This window comes from Streptomyces tyrfis (assembly GCF_037034285.1).
In the GTDB taxonomy this organism is placed as follows: Bacteria; Actinomycetota; Actinomycetes; order Streptomycetales; family Streptomycetaceae; genus Streptomyces.
Genome location: NZ_JBAGJZ010000058.1, coordinates 10,710 through 30,230, shown reverse-complemented (window position 1 = coordinate 30,230; position 19,521 = coordinate 10,710). Strand labels below are relative to the sequence as shown.

The 19,521-nt window shown below is 66.2% G+C and carries 8 protein-coding genes; all 8 read left to right on the top strand.

The annotated features are described in order from the left end of the window. Positions 1-1,233 precede the first annotated feature (1,233 nt). The 8 genes from dpdE to dpdD are packed head-to-tail and all read left to right on the top strand — an operon-like array spanning position 1,234 to position 19,367. On the top strand, positions 1,234-4,845 hold the full coding sequence (gene dpdE, locus WA762_RS31245) for a protein DpdE (RefSeq protein WP_335940262.1): 3,612 nt from the start codon (positions 1,234-1,236) through the stop codon (positions 4,843-4,845). Beyond that, a complete protein-coding gene (gene dpdF, locus WA762_RS31240) occupies positions 4,842-7,445 on the top strand; it encodes a protein DpdF (protein WP_335940260.1) in 2,604 nt (867 codons plus the stop codon). Before dpdE ends, dpdF begins: the two co-directional genes overlap by 4 nt. Next, positions 7,445-8,368: a protein DpdG gene (gene dpdG, locus WA762_RS31235; protein ID WP_335940258.1), complete on the top strand. Its 924-nt coding sequence runs from the start codon at positions 7,445-7,447 to the stop codon at positions 8,366-8,368. The genes dpdF and dpdG overlap by 1 nt, the downstream gene beginning before the upstream one ends. Beyond that, positions 8,365-11,457, top strand: coding sequence for a protein DpdH (dpdH, locus tag WA762_RS31230; protein WP_335940256.1), 3,093 nt, complete (start codon positions 8,365-8,367; stop codon positions 11,455-11,457). The genes dpdG and dpdH overlap by 4 nt, the downstream gene beginning before the upstream one ends. Next, positions 11,454-12,164, top strand: coding sequence for a hypothetical protein (locus WA762_RS31225; protein WP_335940255.1), 711 nt, complete (start codon positions 11,454-11,456; stop codon positions 12,162-12,164). The genes dpdH and WA762_RS31225 overlap by 4 nt, the downstream gene beginning before the upstream one ends. Further along, positions 12,161-16,642, top strand: a complete 4,482-nt coding sequence (gene dpdJ, locus WA762_RS31220) for a protein DpdJ (protein ID WP_335940253.1) — start codon at positions 12,161-12,163, stop codon at positions 16,640-16,642. Before WA762_RS31225 ends, dpdJ begins: the two co-directional genes overlap by 4 nt. Then, positions 16,639-17,151: a phospholipase D-like domain-containing protein DpdK gene (dpdK, locus tag WA762_RS31215; protein WP_335940251.1), complete on the top strand. Its 513-nt coding sequence runs from the start codon at positions 16,639-16,641 to the stop codon at positions 17,149-17,151. The genes dpdJ and dpdK overlap by 4 nt, the downstream gene beginning before the upstream one ends. Further along, entirely contained in the window at positions 17,148-19,367 is a 2,220-nt protein-coding gene (gene dpdD, locus WA762_RS31210; protein ID WP_335940249.1) for a protein DpdD, read from the top strand. Before dpdK ends, dpdD begins: the two co-directional genes overlap by 4 nt. Positions 19,368-19,521: the final 154 nt, after the last annotated feature.

The following is a 19,521-nucleotide window of genomic DNA, read 5'->3' as shown; positions in this document are numbered from 1 at the left end:
GGGACTACCGGTTTCGGAGCGCTGTGGAGGCGCGCTGCCGGGATGCCGCGGCGGGCTCCATGAAGTGACGTATCGTCACTTGTGTGCGCGGTCCCGGACGCTCCGGTTACCTGCCTTGATCTCCTGTGCGGGGGCGGGACGTCATCTGGCCCCAGGCGCACGGTGCTTGAACAGACCGGCGCGTGCGGGGATCACGCGGCGGGCTGATCCGGTCTCCAGGTTGGTCTCTTGTGGGCTCGTCGCCCAGGTGCATGCAGGCGGCGAAGCTGCCAGCCGCACCAGCAGTCCGGGTCCACGAGCGCCGCAGATCGTTGCCGAACTGCCGTGCATATATAGCAACGGGTGACGCGGCGTCAACCGCGCATCGCGCGTGTGTATCCATTGACGGCTGATGGGTGCGCGATCGGCGTCATGTTTCGAATAAGCGTTCAACTGCGCCGCCTTGGGGCACCTGCGGTCAGCGGACTGGGGTCGCGTCCGGAGCGCCTTCGTCATCGGCTTCTGGGCGCAAGGCATCCGCTGCGCTTGCTCGCCGCGCCTTCTGGCCCGCCCGGCCCTGTGCGGCTCGGTGGTCATCTCGGGCCCTTCGTGCACGGCTCGGACTGAGCCCCTGCCGACCCGGTGCATCAACACTCGCGCCTGTTGCTTCAGTGAAGGCAGTCCATCGCCTTGCGTGTGCGCCATGGATCAGCTATCCCGTAGAGATCACGAACGACACGATCGCCGCAACGTGAACTGAACTCCACGTACGGGGCAGGATGGCATGAGTTGCTACGTGCAGCCCCGGGTGGCGGTGAGGAGTAGGTGGGGGTGTCGATCGCGGTGAGCAGCGGTTTGGTATCTCGCGCCCAGGCCGGACCGGTGTACTCCTCCCATGAGCGGAGGGATTGTCAGTGGCTGCGTCTACGCTGCAAGCAGCTAGATGTGAACACTCTGTGAAGGAAATGTAATGTCGGGGCTGAGGGTGGGGGATTTTGTTGGCGGTGTCGGTTGTTCGGGAGTTGGCCGGGTCGCGTCGGTTGAGGGGGGAGAGGGCCAAAGGTGCCCCCTTTGAGCCGATAGCAGGCCCTGTCGTGCAGGCGCAGCACGCTGCTGCGACGCTGCGCCTGTCGGTGTGTCCGCTGGCGACTGCCCGAGCCTGCCGGTGTGATTCAGGCACGGGGGGATGGAGCGTGCAACGGGTGCGGGGGAGCGGTGTGCCGTGGCGCCACGCCCCGTTGCCCCTCTGCCCGAATGTGCCGCTGCGCGCCGACGGGACGCGTGCCTGTGCCCGGCGGGACTGGCCGGCATCGAATTCCGTGGAGACCCGTCGGGAGGGCGTGCGCGAGTGTGTTTCCTTCCACGCGGCCCACCCGCCGAGACCGTGCGCCCGCGCCTGCTGTAGAGGGGCGACCATTGATGGATAACGCTGTCCTGTGCCCTGTCTGCGGGGCCGGTATGAAACTGCAGTTTGCATCCAGAGGATCCAATGCAGGCAACTGCTTTTGGGGTTGCTCACGCTTCCCGCAGTGCCGTGGGTCGCGCAACGTCGATACTCAGGAGGCCCAGGGAGCGACCACCCGCCCCCGCGCAGCGAGCAAAAGCCGTCCAGCGCCCCGTAGTCGTGCCCCCCGCACATCGCTGAAGCGCGGCGACCTGCTCGTATCCAGCGCCAATGCCCTGGGCCCTGGGAAATTGGTGGCTCGCAACGGTGACGAGTTGGTCCTGGAGTACTTCGACACTCCCGGACAGGATCCGGACGAGCGCCGTCGTCATACCGTGCCCAGGGAGGGGCTCAAGCGGTTCACGCTGGCACCCGAGACGCGGGTGTTTTGGCACACGGGCACCGCATGGCGCTCCGGGCGCGTCATCGAGGCCACAGCCCATCGGGACATCCACGTGCGGGCGCGCAACTGGGAGGGATACCTTGCCGAAGAGGACCTGTATGTCCGCTGGGACCAGCCGCTGACCGACCCCGTCGGCTTTGCCGGCGCCGGACTGCTGGAATCGCCTCTGCTGGCCGACATGCGGCGCCCCTTCCTGCAGAGCACCCTGACGCAGCGTTCGGCGGCCCATGGCATGCGCGGCGCCCTCTCGAGCGGTATCGAGTTGTACGAGCACCAGGTCGAGACCGTGTGGCGCGTGCTGCAGGACCCGGTGCAGCGCTACCTCCTGGCTGATGAGGTCGGTCTTGGCAAGACGATCGAGGCCGGCCTTGTCGTGCGGGAACTCCTGCTGGACCAGCCCGACCTCACCGTGCAACTGATTCTCCCGCCGTTCCTGGTGGAGCAATGGCGCCGCGAACTGTCGGGCAAGTTTCGCACCGGTGACTTCCCGGGCGCCCGCATCATGTACTCCCGCGACGACGCACCCGACACGTGGGTACCGGCTGATCTCGTCGTGGTCGACGAGGCGCACCATCTGGCCCGCCTGGCGCACAGCGAGCAGCCCGAACTGTCCAGCCGTTACACGCGCCTTGCCGAGGTTGCCACCGCCAGCCCGCGCCTGCTGCTGCTGTCGGCGACGCCCGCGCTGCACAACGAACGTGCCTTCCTGGCCATGCTCAAACTGCTCGACCCGGCCGTGTACCGGGACACGACGGCCGAGGACCTGCGACGGCGCATGGAGGCGCGTTCCGCGCTGGGCCGGCTGTTTCTTGGACTGCAGCCCCACTTTCCTGGCGTGCTGCTGAACAAGCGCCTCACGGAGATCGGCGCCGCGTTCCCTGAAGACGCTGAAGTCGGCGCCTTGATCGGTGAGGTCAGGCAGGCAGTCGCAGGACCGGACCGGCATGCGTTGGCCGTTGCGATCGGCGCGCTGCGCACCTACGTGTCCGAGGTGTATCGGGTCCACCGCCGGATGCTGCGCACCCGTCGTACCGCTGCGCTGCATGAGTCGTACCGGGTCACCGGGCGTTTGCGCCCCCAGCAGGTGGTTCTTCCCTCGTCCGCTTTTGCTGGCCTTGCCTCCCTTTTGGACAACTGGCGCCAGGAGGCTCTTGCTGCTTGTGAGTTCGACGAGGAGGCCCGCCGCGAGGCAGCGTCGGCCTTCGCGACGGCCGTGGCATTGTCCTTGGATCCGGACGCCCTGTGCGCGTGGGCCCAGTCCCGAGTGGCCGCCACGCCGGGCGAGCAGGACGCGCTCGACCGCGTCGAGAGTGACCTGCGCTTCGTCAGCCGCCGCCGCGACATGGCACGCCCGCTGGCCGATGCACTGACCTACCTGTTCAAAGCACGTGAGCGGGTGGTGGTCTTCTGCCCGACCCCGCAGTTGGCAGGGGAGTTGGCCGGGGCGTTCAAGGAAGTGCTTCCCGGGGCTGTCTACCAGCACCTGGTGAGCGACTCGCCCACAGCCTCCGAGCAGGCAGTGCGGGATTTCGAGCAGAGCCGGACGGCAGCTGTCCTCGTTGCTGACCACTCAGCGGAAGAAGGACGAAACCTCCAGTTCGCCGATCTCCTCATTCACGTGGGTCTGCCGCCCAGGGCAAACCGCCTCGAGCAGCGGATCGGCCGATGTGACCGGTGGGACGCACAGCGCGAAGGCGGCGTCTGGCGCTCCTACTCGGTGGCGGAGACGACCGACACGCAGTCGTTTGCCGCAGCGTGGATGCGGATCCTCAGCGAAGGGTTCGCCGTCTTCGACAAGTCCGTAGCCAGCCTGCAGCATGCGGTGGACGCCGCCACAGACGCCGCCTGGGACATGCTGTTCGAGCACGGTGTTGCGGCGGCACCCGATGCCGTCCGCATGGTCCACACCATGCTCGAGGACGAGGTCCAGCGCGTCCAGGAACAGGACGCCCTGGACAGCATCGAAGCACCTGCCGACGAGCGCTCCGTGTACGGCCGGATGATGGCTTCGGAGGGCGAGGCGGCCTCGTTTGCTGACGTCACAGATGCGCTGCTGTCCGCGCGGCGGGGGGCGGGGAACCTGCGGTTCGCACCGGCCGGCGACCCCGCGCATGCGATCGGCGGCTACGAACCCGTCAGCCGGCAGACAGCCGGACAGGTTCAGATCCCGCTGATACCCGCTGCGAGACTGAAGCGCGACTTTGTGCCGCTCGCAGGACACCGCGGCACCTTCGTACGCAAAGTGGCCGTCGAGCACGAAGACGTCCGCCTCTACCGCTACGGCGATCAGTTCGTCGATGCCGTGTCCGACTTCCTGTGGAACGACGACCGAGGCAGAGCCTTCGGCATGTGGCGGTGGATCCCCACCTGGCCCTACGCAGAGCGCCTCGCCTACCGCTTCGACTACGCCATCGAAGCGCAACCGCTCCAGGCCAGCACGGAAAGCGACCTACTCGACCAGTTGGCTGCAGCCTGGAGCAGCGACCTGGTGGACCTGCCGTCCCTGCGACGCCGCGCCGACGGGCTTTTCCCGCCGCTCATCGTGACCGTGTGGACCGACGCAAACGGCACCCCCATCACCGACGAGCGCCATCTCGACGCCCTGCAGGCACGCTACGCAAAGCCCGCACCCGGACAGCTGGGAGGCGACTACTCACTCAACTCCGAGCGCATCACACACGCATACGAGCTCATCCCGGCCGCCCAATGGGGGACGCGCTGGCGTGCTGCTGAGCACAGTGCCCAGCGCCTGGCCCACAGCGACGACGCCGTAAGCGAGACCCGCACCCGGGCCCTGGCCCTCGCCGAGACCGACATAGCCACCCGACTGCGGCAGTTGCAACTGCGCGCCGCGCGGTCAGAGGGAAACGAGCGCGCCGAACTGGAGGAAGAAGTGGAAACGGAAGCGCTGGCGGGCCAGGAATTGCTGACAGCCCTCCAAACGCCTTCGCTCCGCCTGGACAGCACCGGTGTGGTCGTGGTCTCGGGCCGCAGCCTGGAGCAGGACGGCAGCGCGTGACCGCTCAACTCGACATCGTCCAGCGCATCGTTCTGGGAAAGGAAGCAGCAGCGGATCAGCTCACCGGCCCCCACCGGCGCTTCGCCGACGCCTGGCGCTCCGGCCTTGCCGGGCCCGCCCTCAGCGGCGACATCGCCGCTCTCCTGGCTCAGATGCTTCGCCACCAAGCCGGCGTGACGGGCCAGCGCCACCACAAACTGGAGATCAACCTCCACGAACGCGGAATCGAAATGCAGGCGCTCAAGCGAGCACACCTGCATGTCGAACGGTTCGGCGCCACACGGCACACCGTGCGCCTCGGCGACACCTGGACACCTGACTGGCTCCACGGCGACCCCCGCTGGATCGATCTCGCCTGCGCAAGCCCCGGCCCGTTCGTCTTCGCCGACAACACGACGGTGGAGACCAGCGCTCGCCCCAACAGCCCGGTGCCCGTCGATCCAGCCCTGCACGCGATCGCTCCCGACATCCACCACTACCGCTCACGCAGCCAAGCCAGCGCAGTGCGCACCGCCTCCCTGGCCGATCCAGCCTCCACCCTCCACGTCGTCCTGCCCACCGGCACGGGCAAATCCCTCGTCGGCCTGGCACCAGGGCTGCTCCGTGCACGCGGAACCACCATCGTGGTGCTGCCCACCATCGCCCTGGCCCTCGACCAGGAACGCCACCTGCACAAACGATTCCCGGCGTCCGTACTCCCTCGCGAACTGGCCTACCACAGCGACCGCATCAGCGAAGAACGCGCAGCCATCAAGGAACGCCTGCGCGAGGGAACTCAGCGGATCCTCCTCACCTCACCCGAAGCCCTCGTACGAGGATTCACCACCACGCTGCGCACCCTTGCGACATCCGGCCAACTCACCAACCTGGTCATCGACGAGGCGCACCTGGTGCGCCTGTGGGGCTTGAGCTTCCGTCCCGAGTTCCAGATCGTCGCCTCGCTCGTGGGCGAATTGCGAGAACTCGCCACCGGGGCCGGGCACCCTCCGCCACGCATCACACTCTTGTCCGCAACGCTGTCGGCGCCCAGCCTCCAACTCAACGATCAACTCTTCGCGGGCAGCGCCGAGTCACTGTTCATCGGCTCGACCTTCCTGCGCTCCGAACTGCGATACTTCCTGGGCACCACCACGTCACCCGACGTCCGGATGGAACGCCTCATCGAAGCGATGCACCACCTTCCGCGGCCAGCGATCATCTACACCACCAAGAAGGAGCCCGCCAGGATCATCGCTGAGCGTCTGCGAGCTGCCGGGTTTGCACGCACCCGCGTTTTCCACGGAGACCTCGGTTCTGCCGAGCGTCTTGGCATCATGCGCGGATGGTCCGGCGACGACGGGTCGACCACGACCGACATCGTGGTCGGCACCAGTGCCTTCGGCCTGGGAGTGGACCAGAGCGATGTACGAACCGTGGTGCATGCGTGCGTCCCGGCCTCAGTCGACCGCTTCTACCAAGAAGTCGGCCGCGCGGGACGCGACGGCCACGCGGCGCTGTCAGTCTGGCTTCCCGCTACGCCTGACGCGGCCGAAGGCCAGCAAGTCGAAAACGCGACCGTGATCGGGAACGTCAAGGCGTGGAACCGCTGGGAAGCCATGCGGGACCACCGCCTTCCCCCGCAGCCGGGCAAGGGCCTGATCCTGGACACCACAGTCGTACCCGGGCACGGCGATGAGCCCTCGGACGCCAACGAACTGTGGAACCGCAACACGCTCGTCCTCATGGAACGCGCCAACCTCATCACTATCGACAGGCTGGACCCCCCGGTCGTCGAACGCATACCCGGCGAGCCCGAGCAGGCCTGGCAAGCACGGTTCAGCAAGGAGTGGACTGCCTTCGTCAGCCACGTTCCGGTACGGCTCAGATCGCACGTGGCCAACCTGGACCGACAGACCCTCGAGGCTGCCCTGCAGCGGACCCGCACGGAGATCAAGAACGCCGAAGCCGCCTCAACGGCGCGCATCACCCGCCTGCTGGAAAGCAGAGAATGCTGGGGACGCGTACTGAGTGAGGAGTACACCTACACGGACATCGGCGCGATGCGGGCCAGCCAGAACGTGGCGCCCGCGTGCTCCGGATGCCCCGCAGAAGCGCACGTGCACCAGCCCACCTTGCACACCGCGCGTCCCCTCGTCGCAGAAGCGCTCATGCCCGATCTCGGCAGAAAACCCAGCACAGCCCTGGCGAACCTGGCCGCCGGCCACCGCAGCATCGTGGTCACCTACCCCAGCGGACGCCTCAGAACTGCCCTGAGCAACCTCATCCAGTCATGCGTCACCAACGGCGTACGCGTCATCGTCGCCTCAGCAGCGCTGCTCGGGCTCCCCGCCATCCGTACGGCCTCACGGTTCGCCGACGAGGGCATGGTGGCCGTGGACCCCCTGCGAACCGGCGGGATACCTGCGCGCCTCTCGGTACCGAGTTTGATCTTGATGGGCCACGGGGAGACACCGCCCCTCTCATGGCTCGCCCCCACCAGCGGGCCACTACGCGTCGTAGTCGTCCCGGAAGACATGCCCGACCCGGCCTATCCAGATGCACTCATCAAGAGCATCCGCAGCCCTCACTGGACCATTGACGACTTCCTCAGGAGACTCTGATGGCTGTCTTGAACCCCCCGCGCACCCTCCCGGGCCTTGGCCGCGCCATCATCAACTTCCTCACCGGATCCAAACGGGCCTGGACCGAGAAGGAGTTGATCGAGGCGTTCAGACCGCCAGGCCTGAACGAGGCGGCCTCCTCCTCTGAAGGTGTCGCGGACACCCTCTACACCTTCCGGGCGATCGGGATGCTCTGCCTTGATGCGGACGATGCCATTACCGTGAGCGACAGCGTCGCGGCCAGGGGCACCACGCTGGCCCCGGCGGCGTTCCGCCGGGCACTTCAAAGGCATGCCCTCGATCTGGACCGCGACGGTGACCCGTGGCAGACGGGCCCGGGGGAGAGCCTCACCGGTGGGGCACGTGATCTGCTGAGGGCGCTGTCGTGGTTCCTTGCACAGGATGCGCTGGGGCGCCCCGTGGCGTGGACCACTGGCGTTCAGGCCCTACAGCACGCGCAATTCCCGAACCCGGACCGTGAGACCTGGGCCATCACCAACGACACACGCTGGGGTTCCGCCGCCCGGTGGGGACAGGCACTCGGCCTCACGGCGCCTTCGCTTCTACAAGCCAAATCGGGACTCGTGCCCCTACCCGTTGTGGCGATCAATGACGTCCTGGACGAACTGCCCGCCGGACAGCTACCCATTGGTGACTTCCTGAACCAACTGGCGGCCAAACTGCCGGTGCTGCACGGTGGCCTCGTCCGCGCCTCCCTCGTGGCATCCCTTCCCGGCGGAGACCCCGACCCGGGCATCGCACAAGACTGCGCCGACAGTTCGGTGGGCCAGGCACTGCGCGTCCTGCAGGACCGCGGCCGGCTTGTCTTCGACACCCTGCCGGACGCCGACGGCATTCGGCTGTCGCGATTCGACAGCCAACGCCAAACGCACGTCACCCTGGTTCGAGGAGGAAAGCGATGACTTGGCGGGGCACTCTTCCTGCCGCCTGCTGGGAGGCCCGTGAGGCCCCGGCAATCATTCCGGTCGAGGCAGAGAGCACCTCCAACGGAGTGTTCCTCGCCACGCACACCTCGATCCCGATCGTCCTGCGCGACCAGGTGGACAGCGCCATCGGCGGCACCGTCGTCGACGAGCACGGCCTGCGGCGCGCCGTCGAGGAACTGCCCGCGGACCAGCCCATCATCCCCATCCTCGGGAAGTCGGGCACAGGCAAGTCACACCTGATCCGCTGGCTTCGCATCAACCTGAAGCCCGATGACTCGACCCGGCTGATCTTTGTCCCCAAACACCGCATGTCGCTGCGCGGGATCCTCGAACTCATCCTGGAGCACGCCACCAGCGAACGTGCTGCGGAGTTGCGTGCCAAGGTTGCCGCTGCCACGGACGCCGCCGCGGACGAAACCACAGCACAACTTCGCCTGCGCAACGAGTTGGCCGTCCTGGTCGAGACCCGCGGAGCAGACAAAGACGGCACACCCGAGGAGAACGAACTCCGCGCCTTCCTTGCTTCCGCGGAGGGCCTGCCCGCACTGCTGGGAGACCCGGTCTTCCGCAGGCGGTTGCTCGCCGACAACGGCCCCATCGCGCGCCTGGTCCGGGAAAAGCTCTCCGGCAAGGGATCGGAGGACAAGGAGGACGCGTTCGGTTTCAGCGCAGCAGACCTCGACCTCTCGGTCGATGATGTCAGCAAGGCCGGCGTCGACGCTGCCAGTGTCGCCAGCGCACTCGCCAGCGATGCTCCCCTGCGGGACCTGGCAGCGAAGATGCTCAACGAGCAACTTGGACCGGCGGTCAGCGAGGTCTTCGGCATCGGGGGAGACGACCTCAAGCAACTCCTTGTCGAACTGCGTCTCGACCTGCACAAGCAGGGACTGGACCTTCTCCTCCTGATCGAGGACTTCTCGATCTTCCAGGGCATCCAGGGCGGCCTTATCGACGCAATCACCTTGCTGCCCACCGAGACCCTGGCCCTGTGCCCGATGCGCGTCGTCATGGCCGTCACCACCGGTTACTTCGTCAATCAGATGCCGGAGACGGTGTACACGCGGACCTACAAGGTCTTCGACCTCGAACTCCCCGCCGACAAGACAGCCCCGTTCGACCCCGCAGGGTTCGCCGCCCGATACCTCAACGCGGTACGCGTCGGCTCCAAAGAGATCGACAAGCACCACTTGGCAGATCGAGAAGTCCTTGATCAGGAGACCGACGAACGCCCGGAGCCCAACCACTGCCTGCAATGCCCCGTCCGGGACAAGTGCCACCAAGCGTTCGGGGAGATTGGAGGCATCGGTCTGTTCCCGTTCAGCAAGACTGCACTGGACCGGGCCATCCGCAGCCAGTCCAAGGGCGACGCCTTCGTCGCGCGCGACGTGCTGACCCGCGTCCTGCGCCCCGTCCTCCAACGCGACCAGCTCGAACTCGACGAAGGCCGCTTTCCCAGCACCGGATTCGCGAACGACTTCCACACCGGTGCGCTGGACGTCCTCGACAACGTCGAGGACCACGTTCAGCTGAGCACGCCAGGTGATCCCGCACTTTCTGAGCGCCGCATTCGGATGGTCCGCTTTTGGGGTCCGGGCCACGGACCCCAGAACCTCCACCCGACGATTCACGAAGCATTCGCCATCCCGCCCCTGCCTGACCTCACCACCGATCAGCACACCCTCCCGCAGTCGCCGGCACGACAAGAGCCCAGCCGACCCTCGGACAGGCCGCAGACTCCTCTTGGCGGGGACGTTGTATTCCCGCCCCCGGCTCCGGCTTCGGCTTCGGCTCCGAAGCCGTCTTTGGTCCAGGCGGTCGACGACTGGCACAAGACCGGCGAACTCATCCAGAGACACCGCACTGAACTCCGGAAGATCGTGCACGCCGCCGTCATCGGCTTTCTGGGACTCGAAGACGGATACGGAGGTGACAGCGGAGACTGGACCAAGGGAAGGGTGGAATTCACGCCGAGCTTTGTTGTGGACACCTCGATTGCACTGGACGGCAGTGGCCTGCAGACGGCCCTGGTCTCGATCGATCACCGCAACGTAGATGACGTCCGAGTTCTTCGTGCGCTCGCCTGGGTGAACGCAGAGGGGTCCTGGGAGGACGTGCCGCAAGGAGACGCGCTGCAGAGCCTGTGCATGAACAGGGTCCAGGAATGGGCGGACAGCGTGTCCGCTTTCCTCCTTCCTTCGGAAGATGACGACGCCGAACTGGGCCGGCTCGCGCACGCTCTTCTGACCGTCAGTAAGGCCCTGGGGGTCGCCGACTCGTACAAGAGCGATGCACTCAGCCGGGTCAAGGCGCTCTTCGTCAGTCCGCGGAAACTCGCTGATGCTGCGGAACGGCCCCTCACGCGACGATGGCAGGACCGCTTTATCGGAGCTGAATCGAAGGCGGATCGAGACCTTCTCCAGCAACGACTGCTGCGCCTGACGTCCTATCGTCAGGGCGCCGGCAAGCCGTTGGCTATTGATTTGCCCCGCCTGCTGCGAGCAATGCGCGACGATGCCGCTGCGGCGGCCTGGCCCGAGCACGTCCCCGAGCCCATCAGGAACGTGGTGGGCAACATCGAGAAGCGCATCACAATGCTGGATCCGCTGCTCGGCGAGACCCGACAGCTGGTACCCGACGTGAGCGATCTCGGCGGTGACGTCGCCGAGGTGGCTCATGCCCTCAACACTTTGCTCTCCGACCTGGCGGCGCTTGGTCAGTCAGCCAACTCGATCAATCCGTCCGCCCTCCATGACGCGGCGAAGTCGGTGAAAGCCAGTGATCTGAAGAAGGTGAAGGACCTGAACGCGGGCCTTGACGCTTGGCCCACCCTCACCGCCGACCAGCGCCTGCGCCTGATGACCCTGGACGAGGGGCCGACTCTGCGCATCCGCGCCTGGCTCGACCCTGCACTGGAAGCGGTGAAGGTGCTGGAGCAAAAGCTTCAGGCCGGACCCGCCTCGGAAGCTCAGCGTGAGTACGACGAGACCCTCCAGCGGCTCGTGGCCGGGCTGGAGACCTTGAGCCGTGAGGTCATGGACGTGGCCGGACCTGAGGGGGGCGCATGACGCTTATTGAACAAGTTCAGCGTCTGCGTGTGGCAGCGGTCGCTGCCCACGACGAGGACAAGATCAACCGCCGCACCGGCGAGTTGGCCGGACAGGCCGGGAACGTCGAGACCCTCATCGAGACGATCCAGCGCCTCAGCCGGGGCGTCGCCGAACTGCGCGCAGCCCACGCTGCCTTGGACACGGACCTCGGTCCGCAGGCCCCCCAACTGGCCGCAGACCTGCACGCGCTCGCCGAAATGCTCCCCAGCCAGGACGCCGATGCCCCACTGCAAGCACTGAAGGTGCAGGTCAAAGCAGCCGATGGCTTCGTGAAGGGCCTTCGTAAGTCCGTTGAGCAGGCATGGACTGCTGAACGCGAGCGTGAAGTGCCGGTGATCAATGAGGAGCTCGTCGCTACGCTGAGCAAGAGCGGGATCGACGTGGAAGAGATCCGCATCAAGATTGAGAAGGCGCAAGGCGTGCTCAATGTCCTGAACAACCGCGCCGTCCCCGAGTCGGGTGACGTCGCCAGGCTGACCGCGGCGCTGGAGAGCCTCCAGGCATGCGGCCAGCAGATCGCCGCACTCGTTGACCCGGTCCTCGCCCGAGTGATCACGGGCGCCCAGGAAGCCGCCGGGACGCCCTTGAACTCCTTCACCCCCGAGGTCCTTGCCGGGCTGTCGAGGCTGGGAATCCTGGACCGCTTCTGGGTGAGGCTGCGGTGACTCCTGAGACCGAGAGCGAAATCCTCGGCGTCCTCGAAGCACACGAGGACCCCCTGCTGTCCTGGGGCGTTGTTGACGGCGGATTCACCGACGACGAACTGCACACCCACATCGATGACGTCCTCATGGAGCGCGGCGAACTCGACACCGCCCAGGAGGCAATCGAGGCCCTCGAGGACAAGGGCCTGATCATCCGCGACGATGCGGTCTCGCCGTCACGGTGGCGTACCCGCAACGGCGAGACGCTGCGCCTGCTGGCCCGACTGCGCCAGATCTTCCCTTCCGGCGACCCCGCGGCCTGGCGCCAAGGCGCCGCGCTCGTCTCGGACTTCCGCTACGCGCGACGCCCGCGTGCCTACCCCCGGCGCGACCAGTCCAGACACGCAGTCATCGACGGCACCGATGCGCTCCACGACCTCTACCGCCAGGTCATCGATGCCATGACGCGCCGAGGGCCCCAACACGCCGACCTCAGCGGGTTCCAGGTCCGGGCCAGCCGCCAGATCTTCACGGCCCTGCAGTCCAACATCACCACCGCCACCGTCGTGGGTGCCGGCACCGGTAGCGGCAAGACACTCGCCTTCTACCTGCCGGCCTTCGCCTACCTGACGGGACTCCAGGACAAGTCGGCATGGACGCGTGCGCTGGCCGTCTACCCGCGCAACGAACTCCTCAAGGACCAACTCAACACCGCTTTCGCGAACGCCCGGCGGCTCGACCACCTGTGGACGAAGACCAACGGCCGGCCCATGACCATCGGGGTACTCAACAAGGACACCCCAACCAGCACGAAGAGCCTGACGGCCTCCTATTCCGCATGGACGAAACGGGCCGAAGGCTTTCAGTGCCCTCACTTCACCTGTCCCGGTGACGGATACACCGTGTGCGGGGGCACACTGTTCTGGTCCGAGCAGGACGCCAAGGCTGGAACGGAACGCCTGACCTGCGGCACTTGCCCGCGTGTGTTCGACGACTCCATGCTGGTTCTGACCCGGAACCGGATGAGCCGACGGCCGCCGGACGTGCTGTTCACCACCACCGAGATGCTCAACCGCGGTCTGTCCGACCTGTCCCTGGGCACACTGTTCGGCGTTGGCGCGGCCAAGAAGCCCCGCTTGATGCTGCTCGACGAGATCCACACCTACAGCGGCACCACCGGCGCCCAGGCAGCCCTCGTCCTGCGACGCTGGCACCACTCGCTGCGCAGTCCGGTCACCTTCGTCGGCTTGTCCGCGACGCTGTCGAACGCCGTTCGCCACATGGCCGATCTGACGGGCGTTGACGACGGACTCGTCACCAACATCGAGCCGGGCGCGCACGAGATGGAGTACGACGGCGCCGAATACATGGTCGCCGTGCGCAGCGACCCCACCAGTGGCGCCTCCGTGCTGTCCACCACCATCCAGACGGCGATGCTCCTCCCGCGCGTCCTCGACCACCCGGCAGAGCGCACATCCCAGGGACTTCTGGGTACCAAGGCGTTCGTCTTCACCGACGACCTCGATGTCACCAACCGGCTCTTCTTCTACCTCCTCGACGCGGAAGGCCAGCGCTACCGTGCCCCGCGTACCCAGCAGTTCAAAGACCCCTTGGCATCCCTGCGACGTCCCGGGCAAGACAACCTCACCGACCAGCGGCGCGCCGGCCAGGTCTGGGACCTGCCGGTGAAACTGGGCCACAAACTCGACCGCCCGGGCCTCAACGTGAGCCGGACCACCTCGCAAGACGCGGGAGTCGACACCGCCTCCCAACTTGTCGTCGCAACTGCCTCGCTTGAGGTCGGCTTCGACGATCCGGACGTTGGCGCCGTGCTGCAGCACAAGGCGCCCCGCGGTGTCGCCGCATTCCTGCAGCGCAAGGGCCGTGCCGGGCGAAGCCGCCGCATGCGGCCGTACACCGTGGTGGTGCTCTCCGACTACGGACGCGACCGTGCCACCTACGAGGCCTGGGATGCACTGTTCGATCCCGTCCTGCCCGAACTGGTACTTCCTATCCGCAACCGGGCAGTCCTGCGCATCCAAGCCACCCTGGCGATGCTTGACTGGCTGGCAGCACAACTGCAGTCCGATCACCGGTACGCAAAGCTGTGGCGTGATTTGAAGGGTCTCGTTGATCCGAAGTACCCGGACAACCGCAAGGTCCAGCAGACAGCCGTCACCATTCTGCGCGATCTGCTGCGCGATCCCGGCCGCCAGCGCAGCCTCCGTCTGTGGATCGAAGGCGCACTTCAGGTCTCCGAGGAGTTGGCCGCCGAGATTCTGTGGCATCCCCCTCGCCCGCTCATCCTGGCGGCCGTGCCCACGCTGGCCCGACGGCTGGACAGCGAGTGGGCTGTCGCGGAGGACCACACGTACGTCAAGGGCAAGGATTTGATGGGCAAGAATCCGCTGCCCGACTTCTTCCCCGAGAACCTCTTCAGCGAACTCGCACTTCCCGAAGGGTACGTGGTCATACCCCCGCAGCAGCCGTGGGAGAAGGAACCTGAACTGCAGGCGATGGGCCTGGCTCAGATGCTGCGCGAGTACGCGCCAGGACGAGTGTCACGGCGCTTTGCCACCCGCAACCTCGAGCACCGGCACTGGATTCCTGTGCCCTACGGCCAGCGCGAGACCGTCATGGACCTCGCCCCTGCCTTGCAGGCGCACCATCGGGAGGAGACCGCCACCGTCGAAGTCGGCGGAGTCCCCACCCTCATTCCCATCGTCCGCCCCGACAGGGTGGAACTTCAACTCGCACCGCCAGAACTCAAGGATGCTTCCAACGCGTCCTTGGTCTGGCGATCCCAGTTCCTGGAGAGGGGCCTCGGCCTGGTCGCCCGCCTTCCCCTGTCGGACCCCATCGGCAGCCTCATCGACGAAGCACGCTTCTTCCTGCACGCTCAAAACGCCCACGTCGAAGTCCGCCGTCTTGCCGTTGAGAGCGAGGCCAGTTTGGTCTTCGCCCGCGGCGGCGAAGCCCGGGTCAAAGCACAGTTCTCGCTCGATGACGAGCGGGTCGGTCTCGGAGCCACCTACGACGTCGATGGCCTGCGCCTGACCGTCACGGTGCCGGACGTGATTGCTCCATCCGGCGACCTCGACCCGGCCCTGCGCAGTGCCTGGTTCCAGCATGTTCTGACAAGCGACCCCGAACTGCTGGAACAGATGAACAAGTTCCAGTTGGAATGGCTGCACCAGACGATCGAATGCATGCTGCTGATGTCCGCCGTGAGTGACGGCACGTCGCTTCCCCACGCCTACCAGATGGTGCGGGAAACCTTCGCCGACCGGTTGACGGACACCCTGAAGGCGATGTTCCGCAGTTCTGACGTCGAGGAGAGCGAAAGCGCCACACTCGGCCGGGTGGGTGAGCGGCTGCGTCAACTCCTTGCCGACAAGGACATCATTGCCCGCCTGGACCACCTGACGGACCAGGTCTGGAACCCTGACCCCGCACAATTCCAAGCCTGGCTGCGCCAGTGCGTCCTTGCCACCCTTGGACAGGCGGCCCTGTGGGCTGCCCGGGAGATCTGCCCCGAGCACGACCCCGAAGGCATCATCGTCGACATAGAACCCGGCTACGCCCCCGACGGCACATGGCGCCATGGCCAGGTCTGGCTCACCGAAGCCTCGATCGGCGGTGGCGGCTTCATCGAAGCGCTGGCCACACGCGTACGCCCCGACCCGCGGCGGTTCTTGCGGCTGATCATGAGAGCCGTCCAGCCCTCCACCACTGAACTGGTCGACGCGCACATGCGGCGGATTGTGCGCTACACGACCGAGCGCAGCGACTGGCTCGACCTTGTTGCTGAATACCGTGGCTCGGCGACACAGACGGACCGGGTGAAAAACCTTGACCGCATACGGGCGCAGTTGCGCGCCTCAGGCATCCACGGCGCGGAGCAGTCCGTCGTCTCGAGCCTGGCGAACCGCCTGCTCCGGCCCGGATCGACTGCACAGACGGACCAGGCACTACGTACCCTCATTGACGAGTGGGAGATCCAAGAGCAACGCCTGGGGCTTGAAATCTCGCCGCGTACCTGGGCTTACCTGATGCGCCAGAGGCACGACCTGGACGCCGGACTGAACCTGTCCGCGAACTCCTCGGACCGCCAGCGCATCGACGCCATCCAAAGCGCACTGTGGCCACGCGGATGGGCCATACGCGCCGGGGCACTGCAGTCGTGGAACCCCTACTTCGACAGCCCGCCGGCCGCACCCGATCTCATCCGGGGGCTGTTCACGTCCACAGACGACCTCATCAGCGTGACAGATCCCGACGCAGACAACCTGGTGCGCACGCGCCTGGCCCAACAGGGATCCGCCCAGCTCATCGCGCCGCCCGAGGACGTACCCGCCCTGGCAGACATGCTGGTGGACCTGTCGATCCGCGCCATCGAAACGGACTTCCTCCAAGTGTTCCCACGAGTCGTCGAGATCGACCACCGCTCCGAGGGCAGCGTCGTGGCCACCCTCGAACTTGCCGAGGTGTCCGCATGAGAAGGATCACCACCATCGGGGCCGGTGAGACCCGACAACTCACCGATCTGCTGCAGAATCTCCTGGTGTCTGAGTTGCTGGCTCCGTCAAATCACCTGTGGGTACTGTCCCCGTGGATCTCCGACATTGTCGTCATCGACAACGCATCCGGACAGTTCAAGAGCGTGCTCCCCGCCTTGCCGGCCCGGCCCATCCGGCTGACGGAAGTACTCATCGAACTCGCCCGCCGTGGCTCGGACGTCCGAGTGATCATGCGCGATGAGCCGCGCAACGCCGTCACAGGACAACGCCTCACCGACCTCGCCCCGGTGGGGCCGCGGCCGACCCTGCTCATCCGGAACACCCTGCACGACAAGGGCATGGTGAGCGACAGATTCCACGTTCACGGCTCGATGAACTTCACCTTCTTCGGCCAGAGAGTGAACCAGGAAGGCGTCACCGTCGTATCCGATCCCGACCAGATCGCCCGCGCTTGGGTCGAATACCAGAACAGGTACCAATTGCCATGAGCGTTGATTTCAAGGAATTCTTCGGTCCAGGCAACGACATCACGCCCACACGGGTAGACCCGAACCTGCAACTCATCCTCGAGAACTTCATGGCAGGCATCCAGCAACGCCAGGTCGGATTCCTGCCGCGAAGTTCCGGCGGCCGTCTGTGGTGGTACGGCTTCGCACCCACCTCACGTCAGCAGCGTGAGACACTCGCCATCCTCGACAGTTGGATCGGCCCCACCTTCAGTGACCTGCCCCGCCACCGGGGTGCTCTCAACCCGGCTGATCCGTTCGACGCCGCACTGGCAAAGGCACCGGTCAAGCCACTGCGCTTTGAGGTGCTGCCCCGCCCGGCAGCAGGGTCGAAGGCTGCGGGACACGCGCGAGGCCAGGTACGTGACGCCCTGCTGGTGCTCAGCAAACTCCTCAACGGCCGGCCGCCCTCGGAGTTCGACGCCCCCCGAACCACCGTCGAGGTCCTCGACGACCTCGGACACGCCATCGCTGCCCGCGACCGTACGGTCGCCCTGGCCTGCCTGCGCGAACTTGAGGCCACCGCCGATCTCGACCAGGCGAACCTGGCCTTCCTGCGACTGCGGGTCTTCGCCGGGCTCGAGGACTGGAAGGCCGTTCTCGGGGACCGGGATCTCGACCACGTCCTTGCCATGCGCCGCCCCTTGAGCGTCACTCACGTGATCCAGCAGGCGGTCTACGCCAGATGGTTCGCCCCGTACGACGCAGCAGGCAAAGAGGAAGACCTGCTCGCTGCCGTTGCCGCGCTCCCTGCAGCGCTCCGGCCGCTGTTCTCTGGCGCACCGACAACGAGTCGGGCGCAGGCTGTCGTGGAGTTCCTCATCGCGGTCGAAGACGACGCGGGAGACGACACACTCAACCGAATCCTCGACGAAGCCGGCACGATCGAACCCGGCCTCCCCGCCCACCTGCGCAACGTGCTCCACCTGCACAGGGAACAGACTCCTCAGCCCACCGCCCCGTCGGAGCCGCCCGCCCCCCTGGATCAGCCCGGCGCCTCGAGCGAATCGCCCCTCGAGCGTGCGACCGGGATGATGGCCCGGGGCGAAGTTCAGGCAGCCATCGACCTCGTGCTGACACTCGAACCGAGCCTGCACGCGGCATACCTGCTCCTGACCTGTGCACGCGACCTGCAGTCACCACAGCAAGCAGCGTTGGCACTTGAGTACATCTCCACGCATCACCTGCGTGGCTTGATCGACGGAGCGAGTGCACGCCTGCGCGATGATCTTGCCTGGCTGGAGCAGTTCACCCAGGACGGACCCAGCCTGGACTGGCACACTTGGCTGGACGCCCTGGACGCAGACCAGGGCAGCGCAGCATTGGCTGCCGGCCCCGAAATCACCGACGCCTGGACGCCACTGAGCAGCGATGCGCTGACCGCATGGCTTCACGATGCCTCCGACGAGGTACTCGGCATACTCGGTGAGAGCGGAGGCCAGTTCATGGCGGCGCACCGCGACATCTTCACTCAAGATGGAGCGGCCGAACTCAGTGAACGCGTCCTTGCCGGTCTCGCGCTCAGCAGCAAGAACTCGGCTGGCGTTCGAGTGCAGACCCAAGCCCTACTGGACTATCTGCTGTCCGCCAATCCCACATCTGCAGTGTTCGCCTCAGCACTCGAGTGGACCGATCTCATCATCTCCGCGAACGTCTCGGCTGTGACCACGACGTGGGCGATCGACGTACTGCAGACGGCGACAGCCACATCGGCAGCGGCAACGAACCCCGCCACTGTCGACTTCTTCTACAAGATCACCAATACGGTAAGGCCCTTCAAGACGGCGCTGGATCCGACCGACATTGAGGCCATCAAGCTCGTAGCCGGTGAACTGGGGCTCGGCGTCCCGGAGGACCTGCTCGCCGAGCAGGCGCAGGATGCCGATCCCGGAGCGCCGTACCGCTACCTGCAGGACTCAAAGGTGGTGCTGTACTCCCTCACCGAGTCGGCCACCACCCGAGCAGCACAGGTGCTGCGCATTTTGGTGCCCAGGATCGAAATCGAGACGAGCGCCGAGCACGACGGCAGTAGCAAACTCGCCGCACAGGCAGCCAACGCCGACGTCTTCGTCGTGGTGACAGCATCGGCGAAGCATGCCGCCACCGACTTCATCGCCGCTAAGCGAGGGGCGCGACCGGTTGTGCTCGTGAACTCTCGCGGCTCGTCCGCCATCTTGCGCGAACTCGCGGAAGGCTGAGTTGGTTGAACTCCCCGTCTTCACCACGCCACGCTCGGCGTAGCTCGCCTGCGCAAAGAAACCAGCAGGTCACCTGGCACGTCAAAGTTTATTTATGGAGCAGCCCTCAGCGAAGAGAGATGGGGCCATCGGGAAGTCATCCTTCCGCGTAGCC